This window comes from Dactylosporangium sp. CA-092794 (assembly GCF_050948465.1).
Taxonomy (GTDB): domain Bacteria; phylum Actinomycetota; class Actinomycetes; order Mycobacteriales; family Micromonosporaceae; genus Dactylosporangium.
Window position 1 is genome coordinate 1,693,537 of the sequence record NZ_CP192044.1, and the last position, 24,854, is coordinate 1,718,390.

At 71.9% G+C, this 24,854-nt stretch carries 27 protein-coding genes and 1 pseudogene; 24 read left to right on the forward strand and 4 right to left on the reverse strand.

Annotated features, from left to right (window positions below):
• Positions 1-26: 26 nt before the first annotated feature.
• Positions 27-509 (reverse strand): glutathione peroxidase, encoded by a 483-nt coding sequence (locus tag ACQPXD_RS07425; protein WP_432836096.1) that lies wholly within the window; start codon positions 507-509, stop codon positions 27-29.
• A 211-nt stretch (positions 510-720) separates the two neighbouring features.
• On the opposite strand from ACQPXD_RS07425, the gene ACQPXD_RS07430 reads away from it, so the two are divergent.
• A complete protein-coding gene (locus tag ACQPXD_RS07430; RefSeq protein ID WP_432836097.1) occupies positions 721-1,155 on the forward strand; it encodes an NUDIX hydrolase in 435 nt (144 codons plus the stop codon).
• Between the two features lie 16 nt (positions 1,156-1,171).
• Here ACQPXD_RS07430 and ACQPXD_RS07435 read toward each other — a convergent pair whose 3' ends face one another.
• Positions 1,172-2,815 (reverse strand): alkaline phosphatase D family protein, encoded by a 1,644-nt coding sequence (locus tag ACQPXD_RS07435; RefSeq protein ID WP_432836098.1) that lies wholly within the window; start codon positions 2,813-2,815, stop codon positions 1,172-1,174.
• A 122-nt stretch (positions 2,816-2,937) separates the two neighbouring features.
• On the opposite strand from ACQPXD_RS07435, the gene ftsY reads away from it, so the two are divergent.
• The 22 genes and pseudogenes from ftsY (at position 2,938) to ACQPXD_RS07545 (ending at position 22,421) form a co-directional block, all read left to right on the forward strand.
• A complete protein-coding gene (gene ftsY / locus ACQPXD_RS07440; protein ID WP_432836100.1) occupies positions 2,938-4,125 on the forward strand; it encodes a signal recognition particle-docking protein FtsY in 1,188 nt (395 codons plus the stop codon).
• An 87-nt stretch (positions 4,126-4,212) separates the two neighbouring features.
• A complete protein-coding gene (locus ACQPXD_RS07445) occupies positions 4,213-5,001 on the forward strand; it encodes a phosphotransferase (protein WP_432836102.1) in 789 nt (262 codons plus the stop codon).
• A 174-nt stretch (positions 5,002-5,175) separates the two neighbouring features.
• On the forward strand, positions 5,176-6,552 hold the full coding sequence (locus ACQPXD_RS07450) for an ammonium transporter (protein WP_432836104.1): 1,377 nt from the start codon (positions 5,176-5,178) through the stop codon (positions 6,550-6,552).
• Between the two features lie 27 nt (positions 6,553-6,579).
• Entirely contained in the window at positions 6,580-6,918 is a 339-nt protein-coding gene (locus tag ACQPXD_RS07455; protein WP_432836106.1) for a P-II family nitrogen regulator, read from the forward strand.
• Between the two features lie 27 nt (positions 6,919-6,945).
• Entirely contained in the window at positions 6,946-9,201 is a 2,256-nt protein-coding gene (locus ACQPXD_RS07460) for a [protein-PII] uridylyltransferase (RefSeq protein ID WP_432836108.1), read from the forward strand.
• 409 nt (positions 9,202-9,610) lie between these two features.
• The gene (ffh, locus tag ACQPXD_RS07465) at positions 9,611-11,149 is read left to right on the forward strand and encodes a signal recognition particle protein (protein WP_432836110.1); all 1,539 of its coding nucleotides are present in this window, start codon (positions 9,611-9,613) and stop codon (positions 11,147-11,149) included.
• 172 nt (positions 11,150-11,321) lie between these two features.
• A complete protein-coding gene (locus tag ACQPXD_RS07470) occupies positions 11,322-12,419 on the forward strand; it encodes an amidohydrolase family protein (RefSeq protein ID WP_432836112.1) in 1,098 nt (365 codons plus the stop codon).
• 206 nt (positions 12,420-12,625) lie between these two features.
• Entirely contained in the window at positions 12,626-12,985 is a 360-nt protein-coding gene (locus tag ACQPXD_RS07475; RefSeq protein WP_432836114.1) for a hypothetical protein, read from the forward strand.
• 198 nt (positions 12,986-13,183) lie between these two features.
• A pseudogene (locus tag ACQPXD_RS07480) lies at positions 13,184-14,127 on the forward strand (IS110 family transposase); the annotation flags it as partial.
• A 30-nt stretch (positions 14,128-14,157) separates the two neighbouring features.
• Positions 14,158-14,298: a hypothetical protein gene (locus ACQPXD_RS07485; RefSeq protein ID WP_432844386.1), complete on the forward strand. Its 141-nt coding sequence runs from the start codon at positions 14,158-14,160 to the stop codon at positions 14,296-14,298.
• A 332-nt stretch (positions 14,299-14,630) separates the two neighbouring features.
• On the forward strand, positions 14,631-15,281 hold the full coding sequence (locus ACQPXD_RS07490) for a DUF402 domain-containing protein (RefSeq protein WP_432836115.1): 651 nt from the start codon (positions 14,631-14,633) through the stop codon (positions 15,279-15,281).
• Positions 15,282-15,310: 29 nt separating this feature from the next.
• Positions 15,311-15,934 carry a DUF402 domain-containing protein gene (locus ACQPXD_RS07495; protein WP_432843695.1) on the forward strand — a complete coding sequence of 208 codons (624 nt, stop codon included), beginning with the start codon at positions 15,311-15,313 and terminating at the stop codon, positions 15,932-15,934.
• Positions 15,935-16,141: 207 nt separating this feature from the next.
• Positions 16,142-16,606 carry a 30S ribosomal protein S16 gene (gene rpsP, locus ACQPXD_RS07500; RefSeq protein ID WP_432836117.1) on the forward strand — a complete coding sequence of 155 codons (465 nt, stop codon included), beginning with the start codon at positions 16,142-16,144 and terminating at the stop codon, positions 16,604-16,606.
• Positions 16,581-16,838 carry an RNA-binding protein gene (locus tag ACQPXD_RS07505; RefSeq protein WP_033357826.1) on the forward strand — a complete coding sequence of 86 codons (258 nt, stop codon included), beginning with the start codon at positions 16,581-16,583 and terminating at the stop codon, positions 16,836-16,838. The genes rpsP and ACQPXD_RS07505 overlap by 26 nt, the downstream gene beginning before the upstream one ends.
• 4 nt (positions 16,839-16,842) lie before the next feature.
• Positions 16,843-17,448, forward strand: a complete 606-nt coding sequence (rimM, locus tag ACQPXD_RS07510) for a ribosome maturation factor RimM (protein WP_432836119.1) — start codon at positions 16,843-16,845, stop codon at positions 17,446-17,448.
• Positions 17,445-18,161, forward strand: a complete 717-nt coding sequence (trmD, locus tag ACQPXD_RS07515) for a tRNA (guanosine(37)-N1)-methyltransferase TrmD (protein ID WP_432836121.1) — start codon at positions 17,445-17,447, stop codon at positions 18,159-18,161. Before rimM ends, trmD begins: the two co-directional genes overlap by 4 nt.
• A 130-nt stretch (positions 18,162-18,291) precedes the next feature.
• Complete coding sequence (gene rplS, locus ACQPXD_RS07520; protein ID WP_432836123.1) at positions 18,292-18,654, forward strand: 50S ribosomal protein L19; 363 nt, start codon at positions 18,292-18,294, stop codon at positions 18,652-18,654.
• 739 nt (positions 18,655-19,393) lie between these two features.
• Positions 19,394-20,209 carry a signal peptidase I gene (gene lepB / locus ACQPXD_RS07525; protein ID WP_432843697.1) on the forward strand — a complete coding sequence of 272 codons (816 nt, stop codon included), beginning with the start codon at positions 19,394-19,396 and terminating at the stop codon, positions 20,207-20,209.
• A 21-nt stretch (positions 20,210-20,230) separates the two neighbouring features.
• Complete coding sequence (gene lepB / locus ACQPXD_RS07530) at positions 20,231-20,872, forward strand: signal peptidase I (RefSeq protein ID WP_432836125.1); 642 nt, start codon at positions 20,231-20,233, stop codon at positions 20,870-20,872.
• Between the two features lie 21 nt (positions 20,873-20,893).
• Positions 20,894-21,355, forward strand: a complete 462-nt coding sequence (locus ACQPXD_RS07535; protein ID WP_432836127.1) for an NUDIX hydrolase — start codon at positions 20,894-20,896, stop codon at positions 21,353-21,355.
• 2 nt (positions 21,356-21,357) lie between these two features.
• Positions 21,358-22,104: a ribonuclease HII gene (locus tag ACQPXD_RS07540; RefSeq protein ID WP_432836129.1), complete on the forward strand. Its 747-nt coding sequence runs from the start codon at positions 21,358-21,360 to the stop codon at positions 22,102-22,104.
• On the forward strand, positions 22,101-22,421 hold the full coding sequence (locus ACQPXD_RS07545) for a DUF2469 domain-containing protein (protein ID WP_033357832.1): 321 nt from the start codon (positions 22,101-22,103) through the stop codon (positions 22,419-22,421). The genes ACQPXD_RS07540 and ACQPXD_RS07545 overlap by 4 nt, the downstream gene beginning before the upstream one ends.
• 33 nt (positions 22,422-22,454) lie before the next feature.
• Here the strand turns inward: ACQPXD_RS07545 and ACQPXD_RS07550 are convergent, their stop codons facing one another.
• Positions 22,455-22,637: a hypothetical protein gene (locus ACQPXD_RS07550; RefSeq protein ID WP_432836131.1), complete on the reverse strand. Its 183-nt coding sequence runs from the start codon at positions 22,635-22,637 to the stop codon at positions 22,455-22,457.
• A 121-nt stretch (positions 22,638-22,758) separates the two neighbouring features.
• On the opposite strand from ACQPXD_RS07550, the gene ACQPXD_RS07555 reads away from it, so the two are divergent.
• Positions 22,759-23,346: a murein hydrolase activator EnvC family protein gene (locus ACQPXD_RS07555; protein WP_432836133.1), complete on the forward strand. Its 588-nt coding sequence runs from the start codon at positions 22,759-22,761 to the stop codon at positions 23,344-23,346.
• A gap of 310 nt (positions 23,347-23,656) precedes the next feature.
• Here the strand turns inward: ACQPXD_RS07555 and ACQPXD_RS07560 are convergent, their stop codons facing one another.
• The gene (locus tag ACQPXD_RS07560) at positions 23,657-24,820 is read right to left on the reverse strand and encodes an aminotransferase class V-fold PLP-dependent enzyme (RefSeq protein WP_432836135.1); all 1,164 of its coding nucleotides are present in this window, start codon (positions 24,818-24,820) and stop codon (positions 23,657-23,659) included.
• Positions 24,821-24,854 lie beyond the last annotated feature (34 nt).

The following is a 24,854-nucleotide window of genomic DNA, read 5'->3' on the forward strand; positions in this document are numbered from 1 at the left end:
CGCCCCTGGCGGACGCCGGGAGACCTTCAGAGCTGCGCCTCGATGGCCTGGACCACCTCGTCGGACTTCGGCGTGGTACGCGGCGAGAACCGCGCCGCCACCGTGCCGTCCCCGCTGACGAGGAACTTCTCGAAGTTCCACCGCACGTCCCCGGTGTGCCCTTCAGCGTCCGCGACCGGCGCCAGCAGGTCGTAGAGCGGGTGCCGCCCCTCGCCGTTGACCTCGACCTTCTCGGTCATCGGAAACGTGACACCGTAAGTGGTGCTGCAGAACTCGGCGATCTCCTCCGCCGTGCCCGGCTCCTGCCCGGCGAACTGGTTGCACGGCACCCCCAGCACCGAGAACCCCCGCCCGGAGTACTCCTTGTGCAGCGCCTCAAGATCGGAATACTGCGGCGTCAGCCCGCACCGCGAAGCCACGTTGACCACGAGCAGCGGATGCCCGCGGAACTGCCCGAGATCGAGGGGCTTGCCCTGCAGATCGGCGATCTCGACGTCATAAAAGCTCATGGAAGCGATCGTATGCCCGCTCCGCGCTCCGCCGGCCCACCCCGGTGAATGGCACTCACCACTTCCGCGCCGCGCCTCCGCGCCGCGCCTGGGCCTCCGCCTCCGGGCCTCCGCGCCCGTGGGTCGCGGCTCGTTCGCGTCCGTGTGGCTGGGGGCGGCATCCGCGCGGCTGGGTGGCGTCCGCGTCGAGGTGGGCGGCCTAAGGTGAGGCGTGACCGGTCACCAGCTCGCCGTCGGCGCTGTCGTGCGCCGGGGCAAGGACGTCCTGCTGATCAGCGACCCGCCGGACTGGGCGCTCCCGGGCGGCTCGGTGGACGATGGGGAGCCCCTGCTGGCCAAGGTGACCCACGAGGCCGGCTTCGCCTCAGTGCTGCCGGAGCGTCTCCTCTGGGTCGCCCGCTACCCGGCCGGTGGCGTGTCGTACGAGATGCTCGGCTTCGAGGTGACCGGTGTCGGGCCGCACGACGGTTCGGGTGCGTGGGTGCCGCTGCCGGAGGCGGTCGAGCGGCTCGGTCGCATGTGGTTCGCCCCGATCCGGGAGCCGGCTGTGGCGTATCTCACGGGCCGGGCCCGGGTGGCGACCCTGTGGACCTGGTCGGACCTCAACGAGCCGCCGGAGACTCACCCCGCGGTGCCACCGGACTGAAGGGGCGCGGGCCGGATCAGCTCAGCTTGAGGGCCGCGACCTCGCGCAGCGTCTTGTCCGGCAGGGTGCCCTGGATCGAGACGTGTGCGGTGCGGCCCTCGATGAGCAGCAGCCCCACCGCGTTGCCGAAGTACGGGTCGGCGATCTTGCGCCATCGCACCGCGGGGCGGCGCAGGCCCAGCGAGCGTGCCACCGAGCGCATCACCCGCGCGGCGGGCGGGTTCCAGCCGAACTTCATCGCCGGGCGGATGAGCTTCGGCATGTCGTTGTGGACCGGCGAGCAGGTGAGCTGGTGGACGGCGCTGACGACCTCTGTGCCCAGGAATGCGCGGGCCGCGTAGGAGTGGTGAACATCACCCGACAGGACGCTGATGGTGGCGGGCGCGGAGGCGCCGGTGCCGAGCTGGGCGATCAGGGCGCTGAGTGCGTCGAAGGAGCGGCCGAACGCGGCCCAGTGCTCCAGGTCCACGGCCTGGCGTAGCTTCTCGCCGAAGGCGCCGACCCAGCCGCGCGGGGACTCCGCCAGCCGCTCGGTCGCGGCCTCGAGGTGGTGGATGGCGGGCGGCAGGAGCCACGGCAGGGACGAGCCGATGAGCAGGTGGTCGTAGTCGCCCGGGAGCTGTCCGGTGAACCAGTTCCACTCGCTGTCGGGCAGCATCGCGCGGTGGCCCTGCTCGAGCTGCCGGGCGGCGCGGTTGTCGAGGACGACGAGGCGGGTGCGGTCGATGTTGAGGGCATAGCTCCAGCGGTACGACGCGCGGTCGCGGTCGGCGCGGGCGCCGAACTCGTCCAGGACGGCGGTCGCGTCGGGGGTGGAGGTGACCGCGGCATACACCGGGCACTCCGCCAGGGCGCCGGGGGACAGGTTGCCCATGTGCTGGTAGACCCAGTACGACGCCAGGCCGGCCTGGATGCGCCGGCCCCACCAGCTCAGGCCGGCCATCCGGTCGCGCCAGCGCTGGGAGGTGTTCCAGTCGTCGATGATCTCGTGGTCGTCGAAGATCATGACGCTGGGTACTGTTGAGAGCAGCCAGCGGATCTCCGGGTCGGTCCACGAGTCGAGGTACAGCTTCGTGTACTCGTGGAAGTCCACCACCTGGGTCGCGGGCGCGTCCGCGGGGCGGTGCCGGCGGCGCCCGTGCAGCCAGTGCTGGATCTTCTGCGGCGTCTCGTCGGCGTACACCTGGTCGCCTAACAGGACGAGCAGGTCCGGCCACTGCGTGGGCGCGTCCGAGCGGATGGAGTCGATGAGCCGCCCGGCGTAGGCGTCCAGCGCGTCCGGGGGATAGCGGGTGAGGCTGAGGGGGCTGGCCTTGCGGCAGGAGCCGAACACCAGCCGCACCGGCGCCCCCGCGCGGCGGGTGCGGATCACCGGCGGCGGGCAGGGGTCGTCCGGCAGCGGCCATACCACCGCGCCGTCGATCTTGAGGCGGTACGGCGTGGCCGCGTCGGGTGGGAGCCCGGCGACCACGACCAGGGCGTAGTGGTGGCCGTGGACGGCGAAGGTGCGGGCCGCGCCGCTTGCCGGGCCGGCGTCGACCTCGACGGTGCCCGGACGCGCCGTCTCGACCCAGACCGTCGCGCGGTCGCCCTCCACCCGCCGCAGCACCGGGCCGAGGACGAGCGGGCCGCGGTCGGTGTCGAGCTCGGCGCCAGGCATGGTGGGCGGGACCTCCGAGGGTGGGGTGACGGGTGCATCCGGATGCACCCCGAATGATCCTGCCGACCCGGACTGGGCGCCACCGCAGGCCGAGCGCCGCGTCGTCTGGGAGGATTCCTGCCATGCAGTCGTACATCGTCTTCGGCCTGGTGCTGCTCGTCGTGGTGGTCGGGGCCGTCCTGGCACTTGTCTCGCCCCGATTCGGCAAGCCGCCGACGCTGCCGCCGGCTCCGCCGACGGAGCGCGAGGCGCCCGAGCAGCCCGCGGAGCAGGCGCCCACTGCCGAGGCGCCCACGACGGTGCTGGAAAGACCGGAGGCGCCGCCGGTGGTCGAGCCGCCGGTGGTCGAGGCCCCGCCGCGGGTGGAGATCGAGGCGCCGGAGCCGACCGCCGGGCGCCTGGTGCGCCTCCGCGCGCGGCTGTCGCGGTCGCAGAACGTGTTCGGCAAGGGCCTGCTCGCCCTGCTGTCCCGGGACAAGCTCGACGACGACACCTGGGACGAGATCGAGGAGACGCTGATCGGCGCCGACGTGGGCGTACAGGCGACCACCGACATCGTCGCCAAGCTGCGCGAACGCGCCCGGATCCACGGCACCGCCACCGCGACCGAGCTGCGCGGCATGCTCTCCGACGAGTTGGTCGCGGCGCTCGAGCCGGCGATGGACCGCTCCCTCGCGGCGTCGCCGCGCAACGGACGGCCGGCCGTGCTGCTCATCGTCGGGGTCAACGGTTCCGGCAAGACCACGACCTGCGGAAAGATCGCGCGGGTGCTGGTCGCGGACGGTCACACGGTGGTGCTCGGCGCGGCCGACACCTTCCGCGCGGCCGCGGCCGAGCAGCTGACCACCTGGGCCGGGCGGGTCGGCGCCGACGTCGTGCGGGGCCCGGAGGGCGCGGATCCGGCCTCGGTGGCGTTCGACGCCGTCAAACGGGGTATTGATGCGGGTGTGGACACAGTGGTGATCGACACGGCGGGCCGGCTGCAGAACAAGGTCGGCCTGATGGACGAGCTGGGCAAGGTCAAGCGGGTCGTGGAGAAGCACGGGCCGGTCGACGAGACCCTGCTCATCCTCGACGCGACGACCGGCCAGAACGGGCTGGAGCAGGCGCGGGTGTTCACCGAGGTGGTCGACGTCACCGGCGTGGTACTCACCAAGCTCGACGGAACGGCCAAAGGCGGCATTGTCATCGCGGTCCAGCGCAAACTGGGCATTCCGGTGAAGCTCGTCGGCCTCGGCGAGGGCCCCGACGACCTCGCTCCGTTCGATGCCCGACAGTTCGTCGACGCCCTCGTTGGCGCGGACGCGTAATCTCGGACGGTACCTTGGGACGGTAAGTCCCCGGGGCCGCGACGCGGCCACAGGAAACCAGCAGCCAGGCCAACGAAGGACGATCACGTGACGCAGCAGGAGATCCCGCTCCACGGCGGGAACACCTCCGTCGTGGTGCGCTCGGGCGACACGGTGCGCCGCAATGCGGGCCCCTGGACGCCCGCGGTGCACGCGCTGCTGCGCCACCTCGAGTACGTCGGGTTCACCGGCGCGCCGCGCGCGTACGGTATCGACGAGCGCGGCCGGGAGGTGCTGCAGTACCTCGAAGGCGAGTGCGGGGAGTATCCGCTCGCTCCGCACTGGGTCACCGACGAGGCGATGGTCACCGTGGCGACGATGCTGCGGATGTTCCACGACGCGCAGGTCGGCTTCCGCCCCCCGCCCAACGCGGTGTGGCGCTCGTTCGGCCCCCCGCCGCCGGACACCGAGGTCATCTGCCACCACGACGCCGCTCCGCACAACGTCATCTGGCGGCCCGACGGCACGCTGTCGCTGATCGACTTCGACCTGGCCTCACCCGGCGCGCGGATCTACGACGTGGCATACGCCGCGTGGACGTGGGTCCCGCTGTTCTCCGATCGTGACTCGTACACCCTCGGCTGGAAACGCCCGAACCGGCCCCGCCGGCTGCGCATGTTCGCCGACGCCTACGGCCTGACCCCGCGGGACCGTCATCGCCTCGTGCGCGTCATCCGGAAACGGATCGTCGACCACATCGAGGGAATTCGACGGATGGCGGCCGCCGGCGATCCCGCGTTCGTGCGGATCGTGCACAAGGGACATCTCCGTCGCCCCGTGCGTGACCTGCGGCTTATCGACTACGAGCGGCATACTCTGGAATATGCACTCCGATAGGACGTATCCGGCGCGTGAGGGTTTCTTCACACGCTGGAAACATGCCGTGACGCGGTAGAAACCGCGCAGCGCCGGTGCGTGAAACGTGAGCCCTGGAAGCTCTCGCGCAACCGGCTGAAGGGCAACGCTGCCTCGAAGGTCGGGAGGGAGGAATCCGACTACTAGGAGGCCAGCGTGCCTGAAGCGACCATCGATACCGGCCACACCGCGTGGTTGCTGGTATCGACTGCGCTTGTGTTGCTCATGACGCCGGGTCTGGCGCTGTTCTACGGTGGCCTGAACCGTGCCAAGGGCACCCTCAACATGATGATGATGAGCTTCTCCACCATCGGGCTCGTCAGCATTCTGTGGCTGTTCTACGGCTTCTCGGCGTCGTTCGGCTCGGACAACTGGGGTGGTTACCTCGGTGACCTGGGCCAGTACTTCGGCTCCAAGACCTACATCGACCAGTTCTGGCTGTCGACCGCCGACAACCCCAGCGGCATCGGCATCCCGACGTACGTATTCATGGTCTTCCAGATGACGTTCGCCGTCATCACCGTCGCCCTGATCAGCGGCGGCATTTCGGACCGGGCGAAGTTCGGCGGATGGCTGCTGTTCGCATTCGGCTGGGCCACCCTGGTGTACTTCCCGGTCGCCCACAACGTCTGGGGCGGCGGTTTCATCTGGCAGAAGCTGCACCCGCTCGACTTCGCCGGTGGTACCGCGGTCCACATCAACGCCGGTGCGGCCGCACTCGGCGTCGCACTGGTGCTGGGCAAGCGCGTCGGCTGGCCGCGGGAGAGCATGAAGCCGCACAGCGTGCCGTTCGTCGCCCTCGGCGCCGGCCTGCTGTGGTTCGGCTGGTTCGGGTTCAACGCCGGTTCCGAGCTCACCGTCGATGGCGTCACCGGCCTGGCCTTCGTCAACACCCAGGTCGCGACCGCCGCCGCGCTGCTCGGCTGGGTCATCGTCGAGTGGATCCGCGACCGCAAGCCCACCCTGGTCGGTGCCTCCTCGGGTGCCGTCGCCGGCCTGGTCGCCATCACCCCCGCCTGTGGCTTCATCGACTCGTGGGCCGCGGTCCTGCTCGGCCTCGTCGCCGGCGTGGTCTGCGCGCTGGCGGTCAGCCTGAAGTACCGCTTCGGCTTCGACGACTCTCTCGACGTGGTCGGCGTCCACTTCGTCGGCGGGTGGATCGGCTCCCTCTGGCTGGGCTTCTTCGCCAACAGCAAGCTCAACTCGGCCATCACCGGCGGCCTCGGCTCCCACGACGGCCTGTTCATGGGCGGCGGCGCGAAGCAGCTCGGCGCGCAGGCCGCCGCGAGCGGCATGGTCTCGGTCTACTCGTTCGCCGTAGCATTCATTATCGCCTTCATCATCGAGAAGACGGTCGGCTTCCGGGTCAGCGCCGAGGCCGAGGTCGAGGGCATCGACATCGCCGAGCACGCGGAAAGCGCCTACGACCTGACCCCGGGCACCGGCGGCGGCGGCGCGTTCGCCCTGGCCGGCGTCGGCACGAGCAAGACCGCGCCGGCGGATGCGCCGGCGTCGGAAACGGTAGCCGGATAGCGTCGAGGGATGTCGGAGGGAATGGGCATGAAGCTTGTGACCGCGGTCATCAAGCCGTACCAGCTCGACGCGGTGAAGGAGGCGCTCCACGCGCTCGGCGTGGCGGGTCTCACCGTGAGCGAGGTTCAGGGATACGGCCGTCAGAAGGGCCACACCGAGGTTTACCGCGGTGCGGAGTACACGGTGGAGTTCGTCCCGAAGATCCGGGTCGAAATCGTCACCGACGAGCTCGATTTCGAAAAGGTCGTCGATGCCATCGTGACCGCTGCCCGCACCGGCAAGATCGGTGACGGCAAGGTGTGGGTCACCTCCGTCGAAGAGGTCGTCCGGGTCCGCACCGGCGAGCGCGGGCTCGACGCGCTCTAAGCCGACGCTGATCCCTATCCTCAACACATGACACAACCGTCGGCGCCCGCTCCGGTCCTTTCCACCGGGGCGGGCGCCGACGCGCGTGCCGAGCGTTCGGCCGCCATCGACGAATGGCTTTCGAAAGTCTTTTCAGATGCCGGCGGGGGTACTTCGGGTGCCGCGCTCGTCGCCGTCGGCGGGCTCGGCCGCCGCGAGTGCGCCCCCCGCAGCGACCTCGACCTCGTCCTCCTCCACGCGGGCGGCCCCGGCGACGAGGCGGCCGCGGACGAGCTCGGCAGCCGCATCTGGTATCGGATCTGGGACGCCAAGTTCGCCCTCGACCACTCCACCCGCAGCCCCGGGCTGGCCCTCACCCTCGCCCGCGAGGACCTCAAGGTCGCCCTCGGCCTGCTCGACGCCCGCCTCATCGCCGGCGACGCCGAGCTCCTGGCCACCCTGCACGCCGACGCTGTCGCCCAGTGGCGGCGCGAGGCCCGCCACCTGCTCCCCGTCCTGCGCCGCATCACCCAGCAGCGCTGGAAGGCTCACGGCGAACTGGCGTTCCTGCTGGAGGGCGACGTCAAGGAGTCCCGCGGAGGTTTGCGGGATTTCGGGGTACTGCGCGGCATCGGCTTCGCCGGCGTCGCCGACGGCCCGCGCCCCGCCGTCCGCGGCGCGCACCGCACCCTGCTCGACGTCCGCGACGCGCTGCACGCCGTGCGCGGGCGCCGCGTCGACCGCCTCCTCGCCCAGGACCGCGACGAGGTCGCCGAGCTGCTCGACCTGGGCGACCGCGACGAGGTGCTGCGGCGCATCGCCGAGGCGGCCCGCACCATCGCCTACGCCAGCGACGACGCCTGGCGCGCCGTCGAGCGCTGGGCCGCCCCGTCCGGCCGCGGCCACGAGGAACGCCGCCCCCTCGCCCGCGACGTCGTCGAACAGCACGGCGAGGTCGTCCTCGCCCGCGCCGCCGTCACCCCGCGCCCCGACCCGGCCCTGCCCCTGCGCGTGGCCGCGGCCGCCGCCCGCGCCGACCTGCCGATCGCCCACGCCACCCTGGAGTGGCTCGGCGGCTTCGCCGGCCCCGTCCCCGGCCCGTGGCCCGCCCCCGCGCGCGACGCTCTGCTCACCATCCTCGGCAGCGGCCCGTCCATGATCGAGGTCTGGGAGGCCTGCGACCGGTACGGCCTGGTCGTCAACTGGCTGCCCGAATGGGCTCGGGTGCGCAGCCTGCCGCAGCACAACCCGGTCCACCTGTTCACCGTCGACCGCCACCTGGTCGAGACCGCCCGCCAGGCCGCCGGCCTCGCCCGCGACGTCGACCGCCCCGACCTGCTCGTCCTGTGCGGCCTCCTGCACGACATCGGCAAGGGCCTGCCGGGCGACCACAGCATCGTCGGCGCCCCAATCGCCGCCCGGGTGGCCGCCCGCCTGGGCCTGAGCCCCGCCGACGTCGCCCAGGTCGAGAAGGTGGTACGGCTCCATCTCCTCCTGCCGGACACCGCCACCCGCCGCGACCTCTCCGACCCCCGGACGATCGCCACCGTCGCCACCGCCGTCGGCGACCCCTCGACCCTGGCCCTGCTGCACGCCCTGGCCCGCGCGGACGCGGCCGCGACCGGCCCGGCCGCCTGGTCGGACTGGAAGGGCCGGCTCATCGCCGAGCTCGTCCGCCACGTCGAACGCGCCCTCGACACCGGCGTGGTGGCCCCGCCCCCGTCCCCGGCCGTCGCCCTCGAGCTGCCCGACCGCCTCCCCGCCGTACGCCTCGACACCGACTCCGTCGCCGTCACCGCCCCCGACCGCCGCGGCCTCCTGGCCGCCGTGGCCGGCTGCCTCTCCCTGCACCGGCTCGACGTGGTCACCGCCGACACCGTCACCGTCGACGGCCTGGCCAAGATGGTCTGCGCCGTCCAGCCCCGCTACGGCGGCGACATCGACCGCGAGGCCGTCGTCAGCGACCTGCGCCGCGCCGTGACCGGCGATCTCCCGGTGGCCGAACGCCTGGCCGCCCGCGAACGCTCCACCCGCCGCGGCACCACGGCGCCCCCGCGCGTGGTCTGGCAGCCCGCCTCCGCCGCCACCGACGCCACGGTCCTCGAGCTGCGCGCCACCGACACCCCCGGCCTCCTGTTCCGGGTAGCGAGCGCACTGGAGGACGCGGGCGCCGACGTCCGCTCAACCCGCATCTCCACCCTCGGCGGCGACGTGGTCGACGCGTTCTACCTGGCCGGCACCTGGGACGCGGACGCCCGCGCCCGCGTGGAGGCCGCGGTCCTGCGCGCCGCAACGCCGTCCTGACCCCGTTCCCCGCGCCCGCGCACTTCCGCCGCCGCGTCCTCGGGCCCTGTTCCCGCGTCCGCGCCGCCCCGCGTCCGCGCCACCGTGGCCCGCGCTCGCGTCCGTGGCACTCAGCCACACGGCGTCCGGGATTGCGCCGACGCGTCCCGGGCCCGCGTCTCCGCGCCCCACGTCGTCGTCTCCGCGCCCGCGCCTCCGCGCGGCGGTGCCTCCGCGCGGCGGTGCCTCCGCGCGGACGCGGTGTTGATCTCGCGGGGCCGGGGTTCGGCGATGCGCGCGGAGGCGCTGAAGGTGCACGAGGCGGTCTTCCACCGGGCGGTGCGCGCGGAGGCGCCGCGCCGCGGGCCGCGACGGGGTGCGCGCGGTCGCGTACCCTTCAAGGGACTCCTACACCGAGGACGGATCCGTCGTGTTTGACACCCTGAGTGACCGGCTTTCCGGCATCTTCTCGAAGCTGCGGAGCAAGGGCCGGCTCACCGACGCCGACGTCGACGCCACCGCGCGGGAGATTCGGCTCGCGCTGCTCGAGGCCGACGTCGCCCTGCCCGTGGTCAAGGCGTTCATCGCCCGGCTGAAGGAGCGGGCCCGGGGCGCCGAGGTGTCGCAGGCGCTCAACCCGGCCCAGCAGGTCATCAAGATCGTTCACGAGGAACTCGTGGCGACGCTCGGTGGCGAGGCGCGGCGGATGCAGTTCGCCAAGAACCCGCCGACCGTGATCATGCTCGCCGGTCTGCAGGGTTCCGGTAAGACCACGCTCGCCGGCAAGCTCGCCCGCTGGCTCAAGGCGCAGGGCCACCAGCCGCTGCTCGTCGCCGCCGACCTCCAGCGCCCCAACGCCGTCAACCAGCTGCAGGTCCTGGGCGGCCGGGCGGGCGTGGAAGTGTATGCGCCCGAGCCCGGCAACGGTGTCGGCAACCCCGTCGAGGTCGCCCGCGACTCGATCGAGCACGCGAAGCGCCAGATGCGCGACATCGTGATCGTCGACACGGCCGGCCGCCTCGGTATCGACGCCGAGATGATGAAGCAGGCCGCCGACATCCGCGACGCCGTCGACCCCGACGAGGTCCTGTTCGTCATCGACGCGATGGTCGGCCAGGACGCGGTGACCACGGCCGAGGCGTTCCGCGACGGGGTCGGCATCTCCGGCGTCGTGCTGTCCAAGCTCGACGGTGACGCGCGCGGTGGCGCCGCGCTGTCGGTGCGCCACGTCACCGGCCAGCCGATCATGTTCGCCTCCACGGGCGAGAAGCTCGAGGACTTCGACGTCTTCCACCCCGACCGGATGGCCTCGCGCATCCTCGGCATGGGCGACGTGCTCACCCTCATCGAGCAGGCCGAGCAGGCGTTCGCGGACGACGAGAAGGAGCGCATGGCCGCCAAGCTCATGGGCGGCCAGGACTTCACCCTGGAGGACTTCCTCGAGCAGCTGCAGGCCGTGCGCCGCATGGGTCCGATCGCCAACGTGCTGGCCATGATGCCCGGCATGAACCAGATGAAGGACCAGCTCGCCGAGATCGACGACAAGCACTTCGACCGGGTCACCGCGATCATCCGCTCGATGACTCCCAAGGAGCGCACCAACCCGAAGATCCTCAACGCCTCCCGCCGCGTGCGCATCGCCAACGGCTCGGGCGTCTCGGTGACCGACGTCAACCAACTGCTCACCCGCTTCGCCGACGCGCAGAAGATGATGAAGCAGATGGGCGGCATGATGGGCCTGCCCGGCGGCCGTCGCAAGGCCACCAAGTCGCCGAAGAACAAGCGCAAGGGCAACAAGGGCGGCAACGGAGGCGGCGTGCGCCAGCCCCGCCTCGGCGGCGGCATGCCCCAGCTCCCGCCCGGCTTCGACCCGGCCGCGATGGATCCCAACGCCGCCGGTATGCCGCCCGGCTTCCGCCTGCCGAAGCTCGACTTCTCGAAGTTGCAGAAGCGTGACAAGGACGCCTGAGCCTCCCGCCGCGCCCGGAGGCGCGGCCGCCGTCCCAACCCCGGCCCCGACACAGGCCTCGCCGACGTCGCAACGCCCCGGGCATTCGCCTATGCCGTCCGTGCTCGGGCCGGCTCCGTCCGGGCCTGAGCCGTCGAAGTCCGCGCGGTCTGCGTCCGCGCTCGGGTCGTCCGTGGCCGGCGCGTCCGCGCCCGCGCTGCACGTTCGGGGGACGCTGTTGCCGTCGGGGGAGCGGCGCGACCTGTGGCTGGTCGGCGACCACATCACGTTCACGCCGGTCGCGGGCGCGCTGACGGTCGCCGACGAGGGGTACATCCTCCCGGGTCTGGTCGACGCCCACTGCCACCTCGGCATTCGCTACGGCGGGCGGCCCGCGGAGAGCGTGGACGAGGCGCGGTCGGTCGCCGTCGTCGACCGGGACGCGGGCATCCTGGCGATCCGTGACGCCGGGTCCCCGATCCCGTACCCGGACCTGGATGACGATCCCGGCGTGCCCCGCCTCGTGCGGGCCGGGCGGCACGTCGCGCCGCCGAAGCGGTACCTGCGCGACCTCGGGGTCGAGGTCGGCGAGGCGGACCTGCCGGGAGAGATCACCCGCCAGGCCGCCCTCGGCAACGGCTGGGTGAAGCTCGTCGGCGACTGGATCGACCGCGGCACCGGCGACCTCGCGCCCGGCTGGGACGTCGCCGCGATGGCCGGCGCGGTCGCGGCCGCGCACGCCGCCGGCGCCCGGGTGGCGGTTCACACGTTCGCCGAGGAGTCGGTGGCCGCCCTGGTCCGGGCCGGCGTGGACTCGGTGGAGCACGGCACCGGCCTGGCCGAGCCGGACATCGACGAGATGGCCCGCCGCGGCACGGCCCTGGTGCCGACCATGATCAACATCGCCACGTTCGGCGAGATCGCGCAGCAGGCGGAGGAGAAGTTCCCGGGCTACGCCCGGCACATGCTCGCGTTGCGTGACCGCTTCCCGGCCGTGGTCCGCGCCGCGCACGAGGCGGGCGTGCCGATCTATGTCGGCAGCGACGCCGGCGGCGGCATCCACCACGGCCTGGCCGCCGAGGAGATGCTGCTGCTGCACCGCGAGGCCGGAATGCCCGCGGAGGCGGTCCTGCATGCCGGCTCGTGGGGCGCCCGCGCGTGGCTCGGCTTCCCCGGCCTGGTCGAGGGCGGCCTGGCCGACCTGGTCGTCTACGCCGAGGATCCCCGGATCGACCTCACGACGCTCCTCCGCCCGCGCCGTATCGTGCTCCGCGGCCGGGTGATCCGCTGAGGCGTCCGCCCCTTCCGATGTCGCGTCCGCGCGCCTAGTCGCCTAGTCGCCTAGTCGCCTAGTCGCCTAGTCGCCTAGTCGCCTAGTCGCCTAGTCGCCTAGTCGCCTAGTCGCCCTGCGCCCGGGGACCGGCATCGCTGGCCCTGGCCGCATTGCCCGTCGGCGGCCACGCGGTGCCCGGGTCTCTCAGCGGCGGCGAGCAGCAGATGCTCGCGTTCGGCCGGGCCCTGATGAGCTCGCCCAAGCCAGGCCCGCCTGCCGGTGGCGGCGGGTCTGCGCGTCCCGGCACTGCGCTCGGCGATCACGTTCCACCCGTCCGGTGCGGCACGGCGCAGGGGCCGGAAGTCTCCGTGATCATGCGCATCCGGGCATCGACACCAACGGTTTTTCATGATCACGGAACAAACCTGTACACCCGTGTACCGAAAGGTTCCGGGATCATGGCAAACCGGTGGTTCGGTCAACGCGAGCATCATGACGCTTCTATAGGGAAGGTGATCGGGCCCGGGGTTCGTGATCCGCTAGGTTCGATGCCGGTGATCTTGGATGACTCTTCCGTGATCTGACCACCGTGTGGTGTGTCTTTCGCATGACGTGTCGACAAGGTCACCGGCGTCGGCCCAGCTCGCTGTCCCTTGGCCTGATCAGAAGCCTGTCCGTGCTCAACCACGTGACTCATCACAGATGTGCCATGGCCAGCACCGTGTTCCCGGGCCGACGCCGTTGCAACGGCAGCGCTCATGGAAGGAACCACCGTAATGACCATGGTGACAGATCGTCGGGGCCGGCGTCGCCGGGCAGCGCCCGCCGGCCAGGGCGGCCGGGCTGTGTCCACCGCGTGGGTGGTCGGGGTCGACACCCACACCGACACCCACACCGCGACCCTGGTCGACGAGGTGAGTGCGGTCCTGGCCCAGACCGAGGTCCCGGCCACCCCGGCCGGCTACGCGCAGGTGCAGGCCTGGGCGCAGCGGCAGATCCCGGCCGGGCAGCGGATGTTCTGGGCGGTGGAGGGCACCCGTTCGCACGGGCACGGCCTGACCCGGCACCTGCAGGCCGCCGGGTACCGGGTCGTGGAGGCCGTGAAACCCGAGCCGGCCCGCCGGCGGCGGGGCAAGTCCGACCCGATGGACGCCACCCACGCCGCCCTGGCCGCGCAGGCCGTGGAGCGGGACCCCGCCGCCCGGCACGCCGAACCCCGCGCCGACGGCCGGCGGGAGGCGCTGCGGATGCTGCTGGTCACCCGCCGGCACGACTCCGACGTGCGCACCGCCACGGTCAACCTGTTCAAATCGCTGCTGCTCGGCGCCGGGCAGCTGCGCGAGACGCTGCGCGGGCTGACTACCACCCGGCAGGTCCGCGCCGTGGCGGGCCTGCCCGACGACCCGGCCGCCGACCTGGAGACCCGGGTCCGGCTGCAGGCCCTGCGCCGGGCCGCGGCCACCATCGCCGAGCTGGACCGGGCCATCGCCGCGGCCGAGAAACAGCTCCGCGGGCTGGTCAAGCAGGCCTGTCCCGGCCTGCTCGACCAGCCCGGCGTCGGCCCGGTCACCGCCGCGACCCTGCTCACCGTCTGGTCCCACCACGGCCGTATCCACAGCGAGGCCGCGTTCGCCGCGATCGGCGGGATCAGCCCCTACCAGCCAGCTCCGGCCGGGTCGTCCGGCACCGGCTCAACCGCGGCGGTGACCGCGCCCTCAACACCGCCCTGCACACCATCGTCACCGCCCGCCGGCGGATGAAACACCCACCAACCAGCGACTACGTCACCCGCCGCACCACCGAAGGCCTCTCCAACAAAGAAATCCTTCGATGCCTCAAACGCTACGCCATCCGCCAGCTCTACCGCTTCCTGGAAGCCAACGCCGTCGACGCTTGACAAAACCCTTCACAGATCACGGAGACTTTCATCCGCCCGGGCCGGCCCGGCCGCACGGATCGGAGGTTGCGCCCGCCCGGTGCGACGTCCGCGCCGGTCCGCCCCGCCGCGCCGCCCAAGGGCCGGCGCCCAGGACCGCTCGGTGGCCATCGACGCCCAGCCTGCGGCGGCCGCTGGCGGCCGCATCATCAAGCCGCATCATCGACCAGCACGAACAGGAGCTGGCCACCGCAGACACCACGCCAGCGGACGTCACCGGCGATGCTGTTCATTCCGGCGCGCGGAAGCGGCAGGAAACCGCGGGGTGGTCGCGAGCCGATACAATCACAGCCGTGCCGCTGCGTCCCGGAAGACCGGTCCTGCACCGGCACTTCACTCACGACACGCTGGTCTGGGCGCCGTTGACCCGCGTCGTGTCCGACGACGAGCAGGGCACCCGGCTCTGGCTGGCCACCGGCAGTCCGATCATCCGTCAGGTGAGCGAGGACGGCCTGGGGCCGCGTGACATGCCGTTCCGGGACTGGATCGAGACGCCCAAGAAGATCATCCAGGATGTGTACCGCGGGCCGAGCACGCTGAAGTTCCATCCGCGCGGGGCCGCGTACTCGGTGTGGTGGCTCTTCGACCCGCAGGGCGGCTTCCGCGCGTGGTACGTGAACCTCGAGGAGAGCGGCGTCTCCTGGGACGACGGCGGGGTCGCCGGGATCGACCTCACCGACCAGGACCTGGACATCTGGGTGTGGCCGGACCGGCGGTGGGGCTGGAAGGACGAGGACGAGTTCGAGGAGCGGCTCGCCTTCCCCGACGCGTACTGGGTGAGCGACCCCGACGCCGTGTGGGCGCAAGGGCGCGCGGTCCTGCCGGCGATCGAGGCCGGGGCGTGGCCGTTCGACGGGACCTGGACCGACTTCCGGCCGCCGGCCGGGTGGACCATCCCCGAGCCCTTGACCGAGGGCTGGGACCGACCGAGGGAGCGCGGTTGAGCGTCGTGTTCACGCCCGGACAGGTGATCATGCACCGCAACGTGCGCCGGGGGCGGCTCGGCTGGGTGCGGCCGGCCCGCGTGGTGGTCGACGACGAGCGCGGGCTGCTGCTGTGGATCGCGCGACACACGCCGGTGGTCAGCGAGGTGTCCGGCGACGGGCGGGGAATGCGCGCGATGCCCTTCGCCGAGTACGTGACGCTCGGCACCAGCCTCAAGCACGGCGTCTGGAACGGGCCGGGAGTGCTCAAGCTGCACCGGCCCGGCGACCCCGCCCACTCCGTGTGGTGGTTCCGCGACGACGCCGACGGGTTCACCGGGTGGTACGTCAACCTCGAAAGGCCGGCCATCCGCTGGAGTGACCCGGGCGGCGCGGCGGGCGTCGACGTGACCGACGAGGACCTCGACATCCTCGTCGCGCCCGACCGCAGCTGGCAGTGGAAGGACGAGGACGAGTTCCTCGAGCGGCTGGCGATCCCGGAGCACTACTGGGTGGCTGACGAGGAAGCGGTACGCGAGGAAGGCCGCCGCGTCGTCAAGGAGATCGAGGCCGGCGTCTTCCCGTTCGACGGCACCTGGACGGACTTCATGCCGCCGGCCGGCTGGGAGATTCCGGGCCTGCTGCCCGGCTGGGACCGGCCGCCGCTGCGCTGAGTGAGCGCCCGGGGACGAAAACCCGGGTGTACCCCCCGCGTTTTTGCGCACGGTAGCGGGTCTGGCACAATGGACTGCTGGTATCCGGTGTGCGTCCGAGCCCTCTAACCCGGCGTCGCGCCAGTCCAACAGAGCAGCCGACGGCACCATCCCCACGGTGTCCGGGCGGTCGCTCGGCTTCCAACAGATCCAGGAGCGAGCAACCAAGTGGCCGTCAAGATCCGGCTCCTGCGGATGGGCAAGATCCGCAACCCGCAGTACCGCATCGTCATCGCCGACTCGCGCACCAAGCGTGACGGTCGGGCGATCGAGTTCGTCGGGCTCTACCACCCGAAGGAGGAGCCCTCGCGTATCGAGGTCAACTCCGACCGCGTCCAGCACTGGCTCTCCGTCGGCGCGCAGCCGAGCGAGGCCGTGCAGGCCATCCTGTCGAAGACCGGCGACTGGCAGAAGTTCAAGGGTCTGCCCGCCCCGGCCGAGCCGCTGAAGGTGGCCGCGGCAGCGCCCGACCGCCGTGCGGCCTACGAGGCCGAGGCGCAGGCCGCCGCCGGCCTTGCCGAGGCGCCGAAGGCGGCGAAGAAGGCCGCCGAACCGAAGAAGAAGGCCGAGGCCGAGGCTCCGGCCGCGCAGGCGGAGGAGCAGTCCGGTGCCGGCGCCGGCGAGGAGGCCTGACGTGCTGCGGCCGGCGCTCGAGCACCTGGTCAAGGGCATTGTCGACAACCCCGACGACGTCCGTGTCCGCATGGTCGACTCCCGCCGCGGTCAGCGGCTGGAGGTCCGGGTCAACCCGGAGGACCTCGGCACGGTGATCGGGCGCGGCGGGCGCACCGCCAAGGCGTTGCGCCAGGTCATCACGTCGATCGGCGGCCGCGGCGTGCGCGTCGAGATCGTCGACGCATACTGACCGCATGCTCCTCGTCGTCGGTCAGGTCATCCGCGCGCACGGCGTCCGGGGCGAGGTCGTCGTGGATGTGCGCACGGATGCGCCGGCAGAGCGTTTCGCCGTCGGGTCGGTCGTCCAGACCGACTCGACGGCGGTCCGGCACCTGCAGACCAGTGCCCAGGGTGCTGCGGCCCGTGCGAGGAGCGAGCTTGCGAGCCCCGCAGCCCAGGCCCCGGAAGCACAGTGGCCGCCGCCGACCCTGACCATCGAGTCGGTGCGCCCGCACCAGGGCCGCCTCCTGGTCGTCTTCGAGGGCATCTACGACCGCAACCTCGCCGAGGACATGCGCGGCGTCCTGCTGTGCGTGGACAGCGACTCGATCCCGGCCAGCGAGGATCCGGACGAGTTCAGCGACCACGAGCTGATCGGCCTCGACGTGGTCGACGCCGCGGGGGAGCGCATCGGCGAACTGCTGCGCATCGACCACGCGCCCGCGCACGACCTGCTCGTGGTGCGGCTCGCCGACGGGCGCACCGGCCTGGTGCCGTTCGTGCGCGAGATCGTGCCGCAGGTCGACGTGCCCGGGCGCCGCATCGTGATCACCCCGCCGGAAGGACTGTTCGACCTATGAGGGTCGACGTCGTCACGATCTTCCCCGACTACCTGGCACCGCTGGACCTGTCGCTGATTGGCAAGGCGCGCGCCGGCGCCACACTCGAGCTGGCCGTGCACGACCTGCGCCGGTGGACCCACGACGTGCACCGCACCGTCGACGACACCCCCTACGGGGGCGGGCCCGGCATGGTCATGCGCCCGGAGCCGTGGGGCCAGGCCCTGGACGAGCTGGCCGGCCCGGACACGCACCTGATCGTTCCGAGCCCGGCGGGTACACCGTTCACCCAGGCGACCGCGCGCGCCCTGGCCGCGGACGCGCACCTGCTCTTCGCCTGCGGCCGGTACGAGGGCATCGACCAGCGGGTCTTCGACCACGCCGCCGCGCGGATGCGGGTGAGCGAGATATCACTCGGCGACTACGTGCTCTTCGGCGGCGAGGTCGCCGTCCTGGTGGTGCTGGAGGCGGTCACCCGGCTACTCCCGGGCGTGCTCGGCAACGCCGACTCGCTGGTGGACGAGTCGCACGCCGACGGCCTGCTGGAGGCGCCGATGTACACCAAACCGCCCAGCTGGCGCGGCCTGGACGTGCCCGAGATCCTGCGCTCCGGCGACCACGGCCGGATCGCGCGGTGGCGGCGCGAGGAGGCGCTCAAGCGCACCGCCGAGCGCCGGCCGGACCTCATCGCGGCGCTGCGGGAGCGGGAACGCGGTACCGATCAAGGGGCCTGATTTCAGGTTCGGCGTGTCGATGTGGCAAAGTAGTGAGGTTGCCGCGGGCTGATGGGCCGGGCACCCATGATCACAAACCCTCGCGCGCCGCGGAGATCGGGCGTGCCTTGAGTGACGAGGAACAGCCGCGATGAACACGCTGGACGCGCTGGACGCACAGTCGCAGCGGACCGATATCCCGAGCTTCCGTGCCGGCGACACCATCAAGGTGCACGCCCGGGTCGTCGAGGGCAACCGGTCCCGGGTCCAGGTCTTCCAGGGCGTCGTGATCCGTCGCCAGGGCGCCGGCCTGCGGGAGACCTTCTCGGTTCGCAAGGTCAGCTTCGGCGTCGGCGTCGAGCGCACCTACCCGGTCAACAGCCCGGCCGTCGACCGGATCGAGGTCGTGACCCGTGGTGACGTGCGCCGCGCCAAGCTGTACTACCTGCGTGACCTGCGGGGCAAGAAGGCCAAGATCAAGGAGAAGCGCGAGACCAAGGTCAGCGCCAGCTGATCGTGTCGTCCGGTGGGTCTTCGGCGGGAAGGGTCGCGCGCGTTCCCTTCCCTCTGTCACGTCCCAGACCGGGTGATTCGGTCAAGCGGAGCTGGGCTCCCCAAAGTGGTCTTGTGCATCTAGGCTGACGCCAATGGCAAGCGACCCCTACGGACGCGATGGTTACGACGATCGCGCCGACGACATACACCCACGCAGCCGCCCCCTAGACCAGGCGGGCGATCAGCGTAGGCAACCTCCTTTCGGTGGCGTGAGCTACCCGGGGCACGACTACTGGGGCCCCACGGGCCCCACGGGCCGCCCGGACGCGCCGGAGGAGCAGCGGGACAACGACGGCGGCTGGACCCGCGGCGACGACCGCGACGTCTACGACCGCCGCGACGTGGCCCCCGGCCCCACCCCCGCCCCCGGCGCCTACGGCCGCCCGGGGCGCGACCGCGCCGGGGAGTACGACCGCGACTGGAACCGCCCGAGCCGCGCCTGGGACGACCCCTACGGCACCCGCCGCAACCGCTGGGACGCCGACGAGCCGCCGCTGGTGCGCGACCGCGCGTTCGAGGAGGACGGCGGCTACGGCGAGCCCGGCTACGGCGACCGCCGCGACCGGGGCGAGCGGCACGAACGCAGCTATGACCGAGGCGAGCGCGGCAGCGGGTCGGGCTCCCGCGCCCGGCCGCGCGGCTACACCGACGACTCCGCGTCGTCGTGGCGCAGCAAGGTCCGCCGCAAGCGCAAGAACATGCCGCTGTGGCAGGAGCTGCCGCTGCTGCTGATCGTCGCCTTCTGCCTGGCCGTGCTCATCCGCACGTTCCTGGTCCAGGCGTTCTTCATCCCGTCGGGCTCGATGGAGGAGACCCTCCTCGTCGGCGACCGCGTGCTGGTCAACAAGGTCCTCTATGACGTGCGGGAGCCCGAGCGGGGCGAGATCGTGGTCTTCACCGGCCCCGACACGTGGGCGCCGGAGAATCAGGTCGACAAGGACGCCGGGTTCTTCGCCGAGCTGGGTCGTACCGTCGGGGATCTGGTGGGTTTCTCGCAACCGGGCGAGAAGGACTTCATCAAACGGGTGATCGGGCTGCCCGGGGACACCGTCGCGTGCTGCGACGTCGACGGGCGCGTCACCGTCAATGGATATCCGCTCGATGAGTCGGCGTACTTGTACGAGGACTCGCCGCTGGACGCCGCCCCCAACCCGAAACAGTGCACGGCGCGCCGGTTCGGCCCGGTGAAGGTCCAGGCCGGCCAGATGTTCGTGATGGGCGACCACCGCGGCGTGTCGCAGGACTCGCGATGCCAAGGCCAGGTCCCGATCGCCAATGTGATCGGCCGGGCATTCGTGATCCTGTGGCCGAGCGGCAGGTGGGGCTGGCTGTCCGTACCGGATACGTTCAAAAACGTGCCGAAACCGGTGGCATTGGGGCCGCCCGGGCCGATTGTCGACCGCGCTCCGGTTGCGCCAATAGTCCCGGATATGATAGTTGCCCCTATCGCGATTTCCCTCACGCTTTCGACCCGTTCGGCGCGTCAGGAGCGGTTGAGGCGTCGCCGATGGTGAGGAACACGTACCCTTCAGGGCGTGATTGACGAGCAGACCAAAAAGCCCAGTACCTTCTGGCGCGAATTGCCGGTATTGCTGGGTGTGGCGATCATCGTCGCCGTCGTGGTGCGGGCCTTCGTCCTGCAGACGTTCTACATCCCGTCGGAGTCGATGGAGAACACGCTGCTGATCAAGGATCGCGTGCTCGTCAACAAGCTGGTGTACGACTTCCGATCCCCGCATCGCGGCGAGGTCATCGTCTTCACCGCCCCCGACTCGTGGCGCAACGACCCGTCCGAAGAGGACTTCATCAAACGGGTCATCGCCGTCGGCGGCGACCACGTCGTGTGCTGCGACGACAAGCAGCGCATCACGGTCAACGGCACCCCGCTCGACGAGTCCTACATCTACGCCAACCCCGACGGGCTGCAGGACCTGCCCAGCGAGGAACAGTTCGACGTCACGGTGCCCAAGGACCGCCTGTGGGTGATGGGCGACCACCGGTCGCGGTCGGGCGACTCGCGGTACAACTTCATCCGCACGAAAGATCCCAACCAGGCCACCATCGCCGAGGACGCCGTCATCGGCCGCGCCTTCGTGGTCTTCTGGCCCTTCTCGCGCGCGAAATGGCTCGGCGTGCCGGACACATACGACAAGGTGCCGGATCCGACGTCGAAGTGAGAACGCCGTAGTCTCGTCGGTATGACGGAGGCGGCGGCAGGCATCGACCGCACGGCAGCCCGGGTGCTGTTGCTCGACCCGTCCGGGCGCGTGCTGCTGCTGCGCGGATGGGACCCGGCCCGGCCCGAGCATCGGTACTGGTTCACCGTCGGCGGCGGCCTGGAGCCGGGCGAGTCGCTCGCCGACGCGGCCGTGCGCGAGGTGTTCGAGGAGACCGGGCTGCGCATCACCGCCGCCGACCTCGCCGGCCCCGTGCGCGCCGATGTCGTGCGATTCCCGTTCGACGGCCAGTGGTACTCCCAACGGCAATCGTTCTTCGTCGTGCGCGCGGACGCGGGGTTCACCCCGGAATTCACCTACCTCGGCGCGGAGGAGGCGGCCAGCGTCGACGAGGCCCGCTGGTGGTCGGCCGGCGACCTCGCCGCCACGTCCGACCGCTTCTACCCCGACGACCTCGGCGAACTGCTGCGGGAGGTGGGCTGAGCATGCTCGCGCCTCCGCGCACCGTCGTGCACCGCGCAGCGGGCCTGTGGGCCCTGGAGCGGGCTTTGCAGCGGCGCGGGTTCGCCCGGGTCGCCGGGGCCGACGAGGCGGGCCGTGGGGCCTGCGCGGGGCCACTCGTGGTCGCCGCCGTCGTGCTGCCGCAGGGCCGCCGCGGCGAGATCGACGAGCTCAACGACTCCAAGCTGCTCACCCCGGCCGCCCGGGAGCGCGTCTACGAGCAGGTCGTCCGGCGCGCGGAGGCGTGGTCCGCGGTGATCATCCCGCCCGGCGACATCGACCGCCGGGGCCTGCACGTGTGCAACCTGGCCGGCATGCGCCGCGCCCTCGCGGGCCTGGCCGTCCAGCCCGACTACGCGCTCACCGACGGCTTCCGGGTCGACGGCCTCGCCGTCCCCGGCCTCGCTGTCTGGAAGGGCGACCAGGTCGCCGCGTGCGTCGCGGCGGCCAGCGTGGTGGCGAAGGTCACCCGGGACCGGATCATGCGGCAGCTGCACGAGTCGTATCCCGAATACGGGTTCGACGAGCACAAAGGTTATTCGACGCCGGACCACCAGACCGCGCTGACCGCGCACGGGCCGTGCCGCGAGCACCGTTTCTCCTACGCGAACGTGGCGGCGGTGGGGCGTCCGGAGCAAAGGCGCGGTAACGTCGGCGTGGCGCCCGGCGAGGCCGCACGGGTTCCGGCGCAAGTGGGCGACAATGTGGCTATGGAAGGCGGACCGCGATGAGCGCCGAAGATCTCGAGAAGTACGAAACCGAGATGGAGCTGCAGCTCTACCGGGAGTACCGCGACATCGTCCGCCAGTTCTCCTACGTGGTGGAGACGGAGCGCCGGTTCTACCTGGCCAACCAGGTCGACCTGCACGTGCGCAACTCCGACGGCGAGGTGTACTTCGAGGTCGAGATGCACGACGCGTGGGTCTGGGACATGTACCGGCCCGCCCGGTTCGTGAAGAACGTCCGGGTGATGACGTTCAAGGACGTCAACGTCGAGGAGCTCGAGAAGCCCGACATCTCGCTGCCGGACAACGGCTTCGGCGGCTGATCAAGCACCAGCGCCACGCGGACCCGGAATTCGCTACCAGCGCCGGGTCCGCGACGGCCTGCCGTAGCGGGTGTACAGATACCAGGCCCCGCCCACGACGAGCGCCCCGACAACCAGGTACAGCACCAGGCTGAACAGCAGCTTGACCAGCGACCACGCGATCATCCCGATCACGATCAGCCCGATGACGACGAGCGCCGCTTTCACCGCGTTCATGCCGGTTTCCTCCCGATGTCGCCGCCCGCCGTGCGGGGGTTATCCACAGGCCCTTCGGTTATCCACAGGATAGCCAGGTCCGGTTTGCCGCCGGCCGCCCGCATGCGCCAGGCTGCCCGCCATGTTGAAGCGACTGCTCCGCGCCGGACTCCTTGCCCTTGCCGCCTCCGTCCTCGTCGCCGCCGGCCACGCGGTTGCCGCCGCCCGCTCCGCCCGGGCCGAGCCGCCCGCCCCACCCGCCGACCCGGCCGCGTCTCCTTCGTCCCCGGGTTCGTCCGCCCCGGGGACGGCGTCCGCGCGGTACCAGGCGCCGCTCGACGGCCCGGTGACGGTCACCAGGGGCTTCGAGCCGCCGTCGGACCGCTACGCGGCCGGCCACCGCGGCGTCGACCTGGCCGGCGTGCCCGGCCAACTCGTCCGCAGCGCCGGCCCCGGCACGGTCGTCTTCGCCGGCATGGTGGGCGGCAGGCCGGTGGTGAGCGTCGAGCATCCGGGCGGGGTGCGGACCACCTACGAGCCGGTCGCACCCACGGTGGTGGCGGGCCAGGCCGTCTCGCCCGGGACGCAGCTGGGCACCCTGAGACCGGGCCATCCGCAGTGTCCGGTGGCCGCGTGCCTGCATTGGGGCCTTCGTTCTGACGAGGGGGTGTACCTCGATCCGCTCAGCCTGCTGCAGCGCTCCCGTGTGCGGCTCCTACCCGTGACGTAGCCCGGTCTGCCCCTGAGGTGGCCCTCATTCCCGTGTGAGTGGCCCTCGTCCCCGTGAGGTGGCCAGCCCCGCCGATGGCCGCCCTGCCCGCGCTTCGCCCTCGCGCACCCTCGCCGCCCCTTGCCCCGCACCGGCGCCCCGTGCCGCCTCGGCGCCCGCGCCCCGCTCCGCGCCCCGCGCTTCCGCGCCCCGCGCTTCCGCGCCCCGCGCGTCCGCGCCCGCGCGTCCGCGCCCCGCGCTTCCGCGCCCCGCCCCCAGGTCGGGTTTGCGCTGCGGCCCATGTCGGCATGCCGCGTGCGCTTCCGCGCGGTTAGGCGCGTCCGAGCAGCGCCGGCAGCCCGTCGGCGAGCCGCTGGTAGTCCTCGGGCCGGTTGTACACGTGAGCCGAGACGCGCAGGTATCCGCGTCCGCGCCAGGCCGAGAGCCCCACCTCGGCGGCGAGCTCGTCCGAGATCCGCCGTCGCAGCGCGATCGCCGCCGCCGGCTCCGCCGCCACGCCCGGGGGCAGCGGGATCAACGCCATCGGCAGCCCGGTCGCGGGCGGCAGCTCGGCCCCGATCGCGTCCGCGATCACGCGCTGCCCGTGCTCGACGAGGGCGGTGTTGTGGCGCCGTACCGCCTCGATCCCCAGCGACCGCAGCACGAACAGCCCGGTCGGCGCCGCGAGCCACGGCGTGTAGTCGTGGGAGCCCAGCCACTCGAGGTTCGCCGGGAAGCCGGCCTCGGTCGACCATGACAGCACCAGGGGCCGCACCTGTGCCCGCCGCGCGGGCGCGACCGACAGCAGCGCGGTCCCGCGCGGCGCGAACGCCCACTTGTGCAGGTTGCCGACCCAGAAGTCCGCGCCGATCTCCAGCACCGCCGGGTCGAGGATGCCCGGCACGTGTGCGGCATCCACGTGGATCGCGACCCGGTCGCCCCACCGCTCCCGCACGGCCGCGACGATCCGCCGCACCGGAAACACCCGGGCCGTCGCGGCGGTGATGTGGTCGACGATCAGCAGCCGCGTCCGGGCCGTGACCGCCTCCAGCACCGCCCCGACGACGGTGGCGTCGTCGGCCGCCAGCGGCACCCGCGCGACCCGATGAACGGCCCCGGTCCGCCGGCAGACCGCCGCGACGGCCAGGTCAACGGCGCCGTAGCCGTGATCCGTCGTGACGATTTCGTCCTCGGTACCGAGCGGCAGGCTCCCGAGCACCACCGACGTGCCCGTGGAGGCGTTGCCGACCAGCGCGGTGCCGTCCGGGTCCGCTCCCACGAACGCCGCGAGGTGGCGCCGCACGTGCGCGATGCGCTCCTCTAGCCCGACGGCGAAGAACCGATGCGGGTTGGCCTCCATCTCGTCCCGAAGCCGCTGCTGGGCCCGCTGAACGGTGATGGGCACCATCCCGAACGACCCGTGGTTCAGGTGCGCGACGGCTGCATCGTGAGAGAAGAGCAGCCGCGCGCCCGGAAGCGGCTCGGGTACGGACACATCAACGATCTTAGGGCTCCCACCCGCCCGGAGG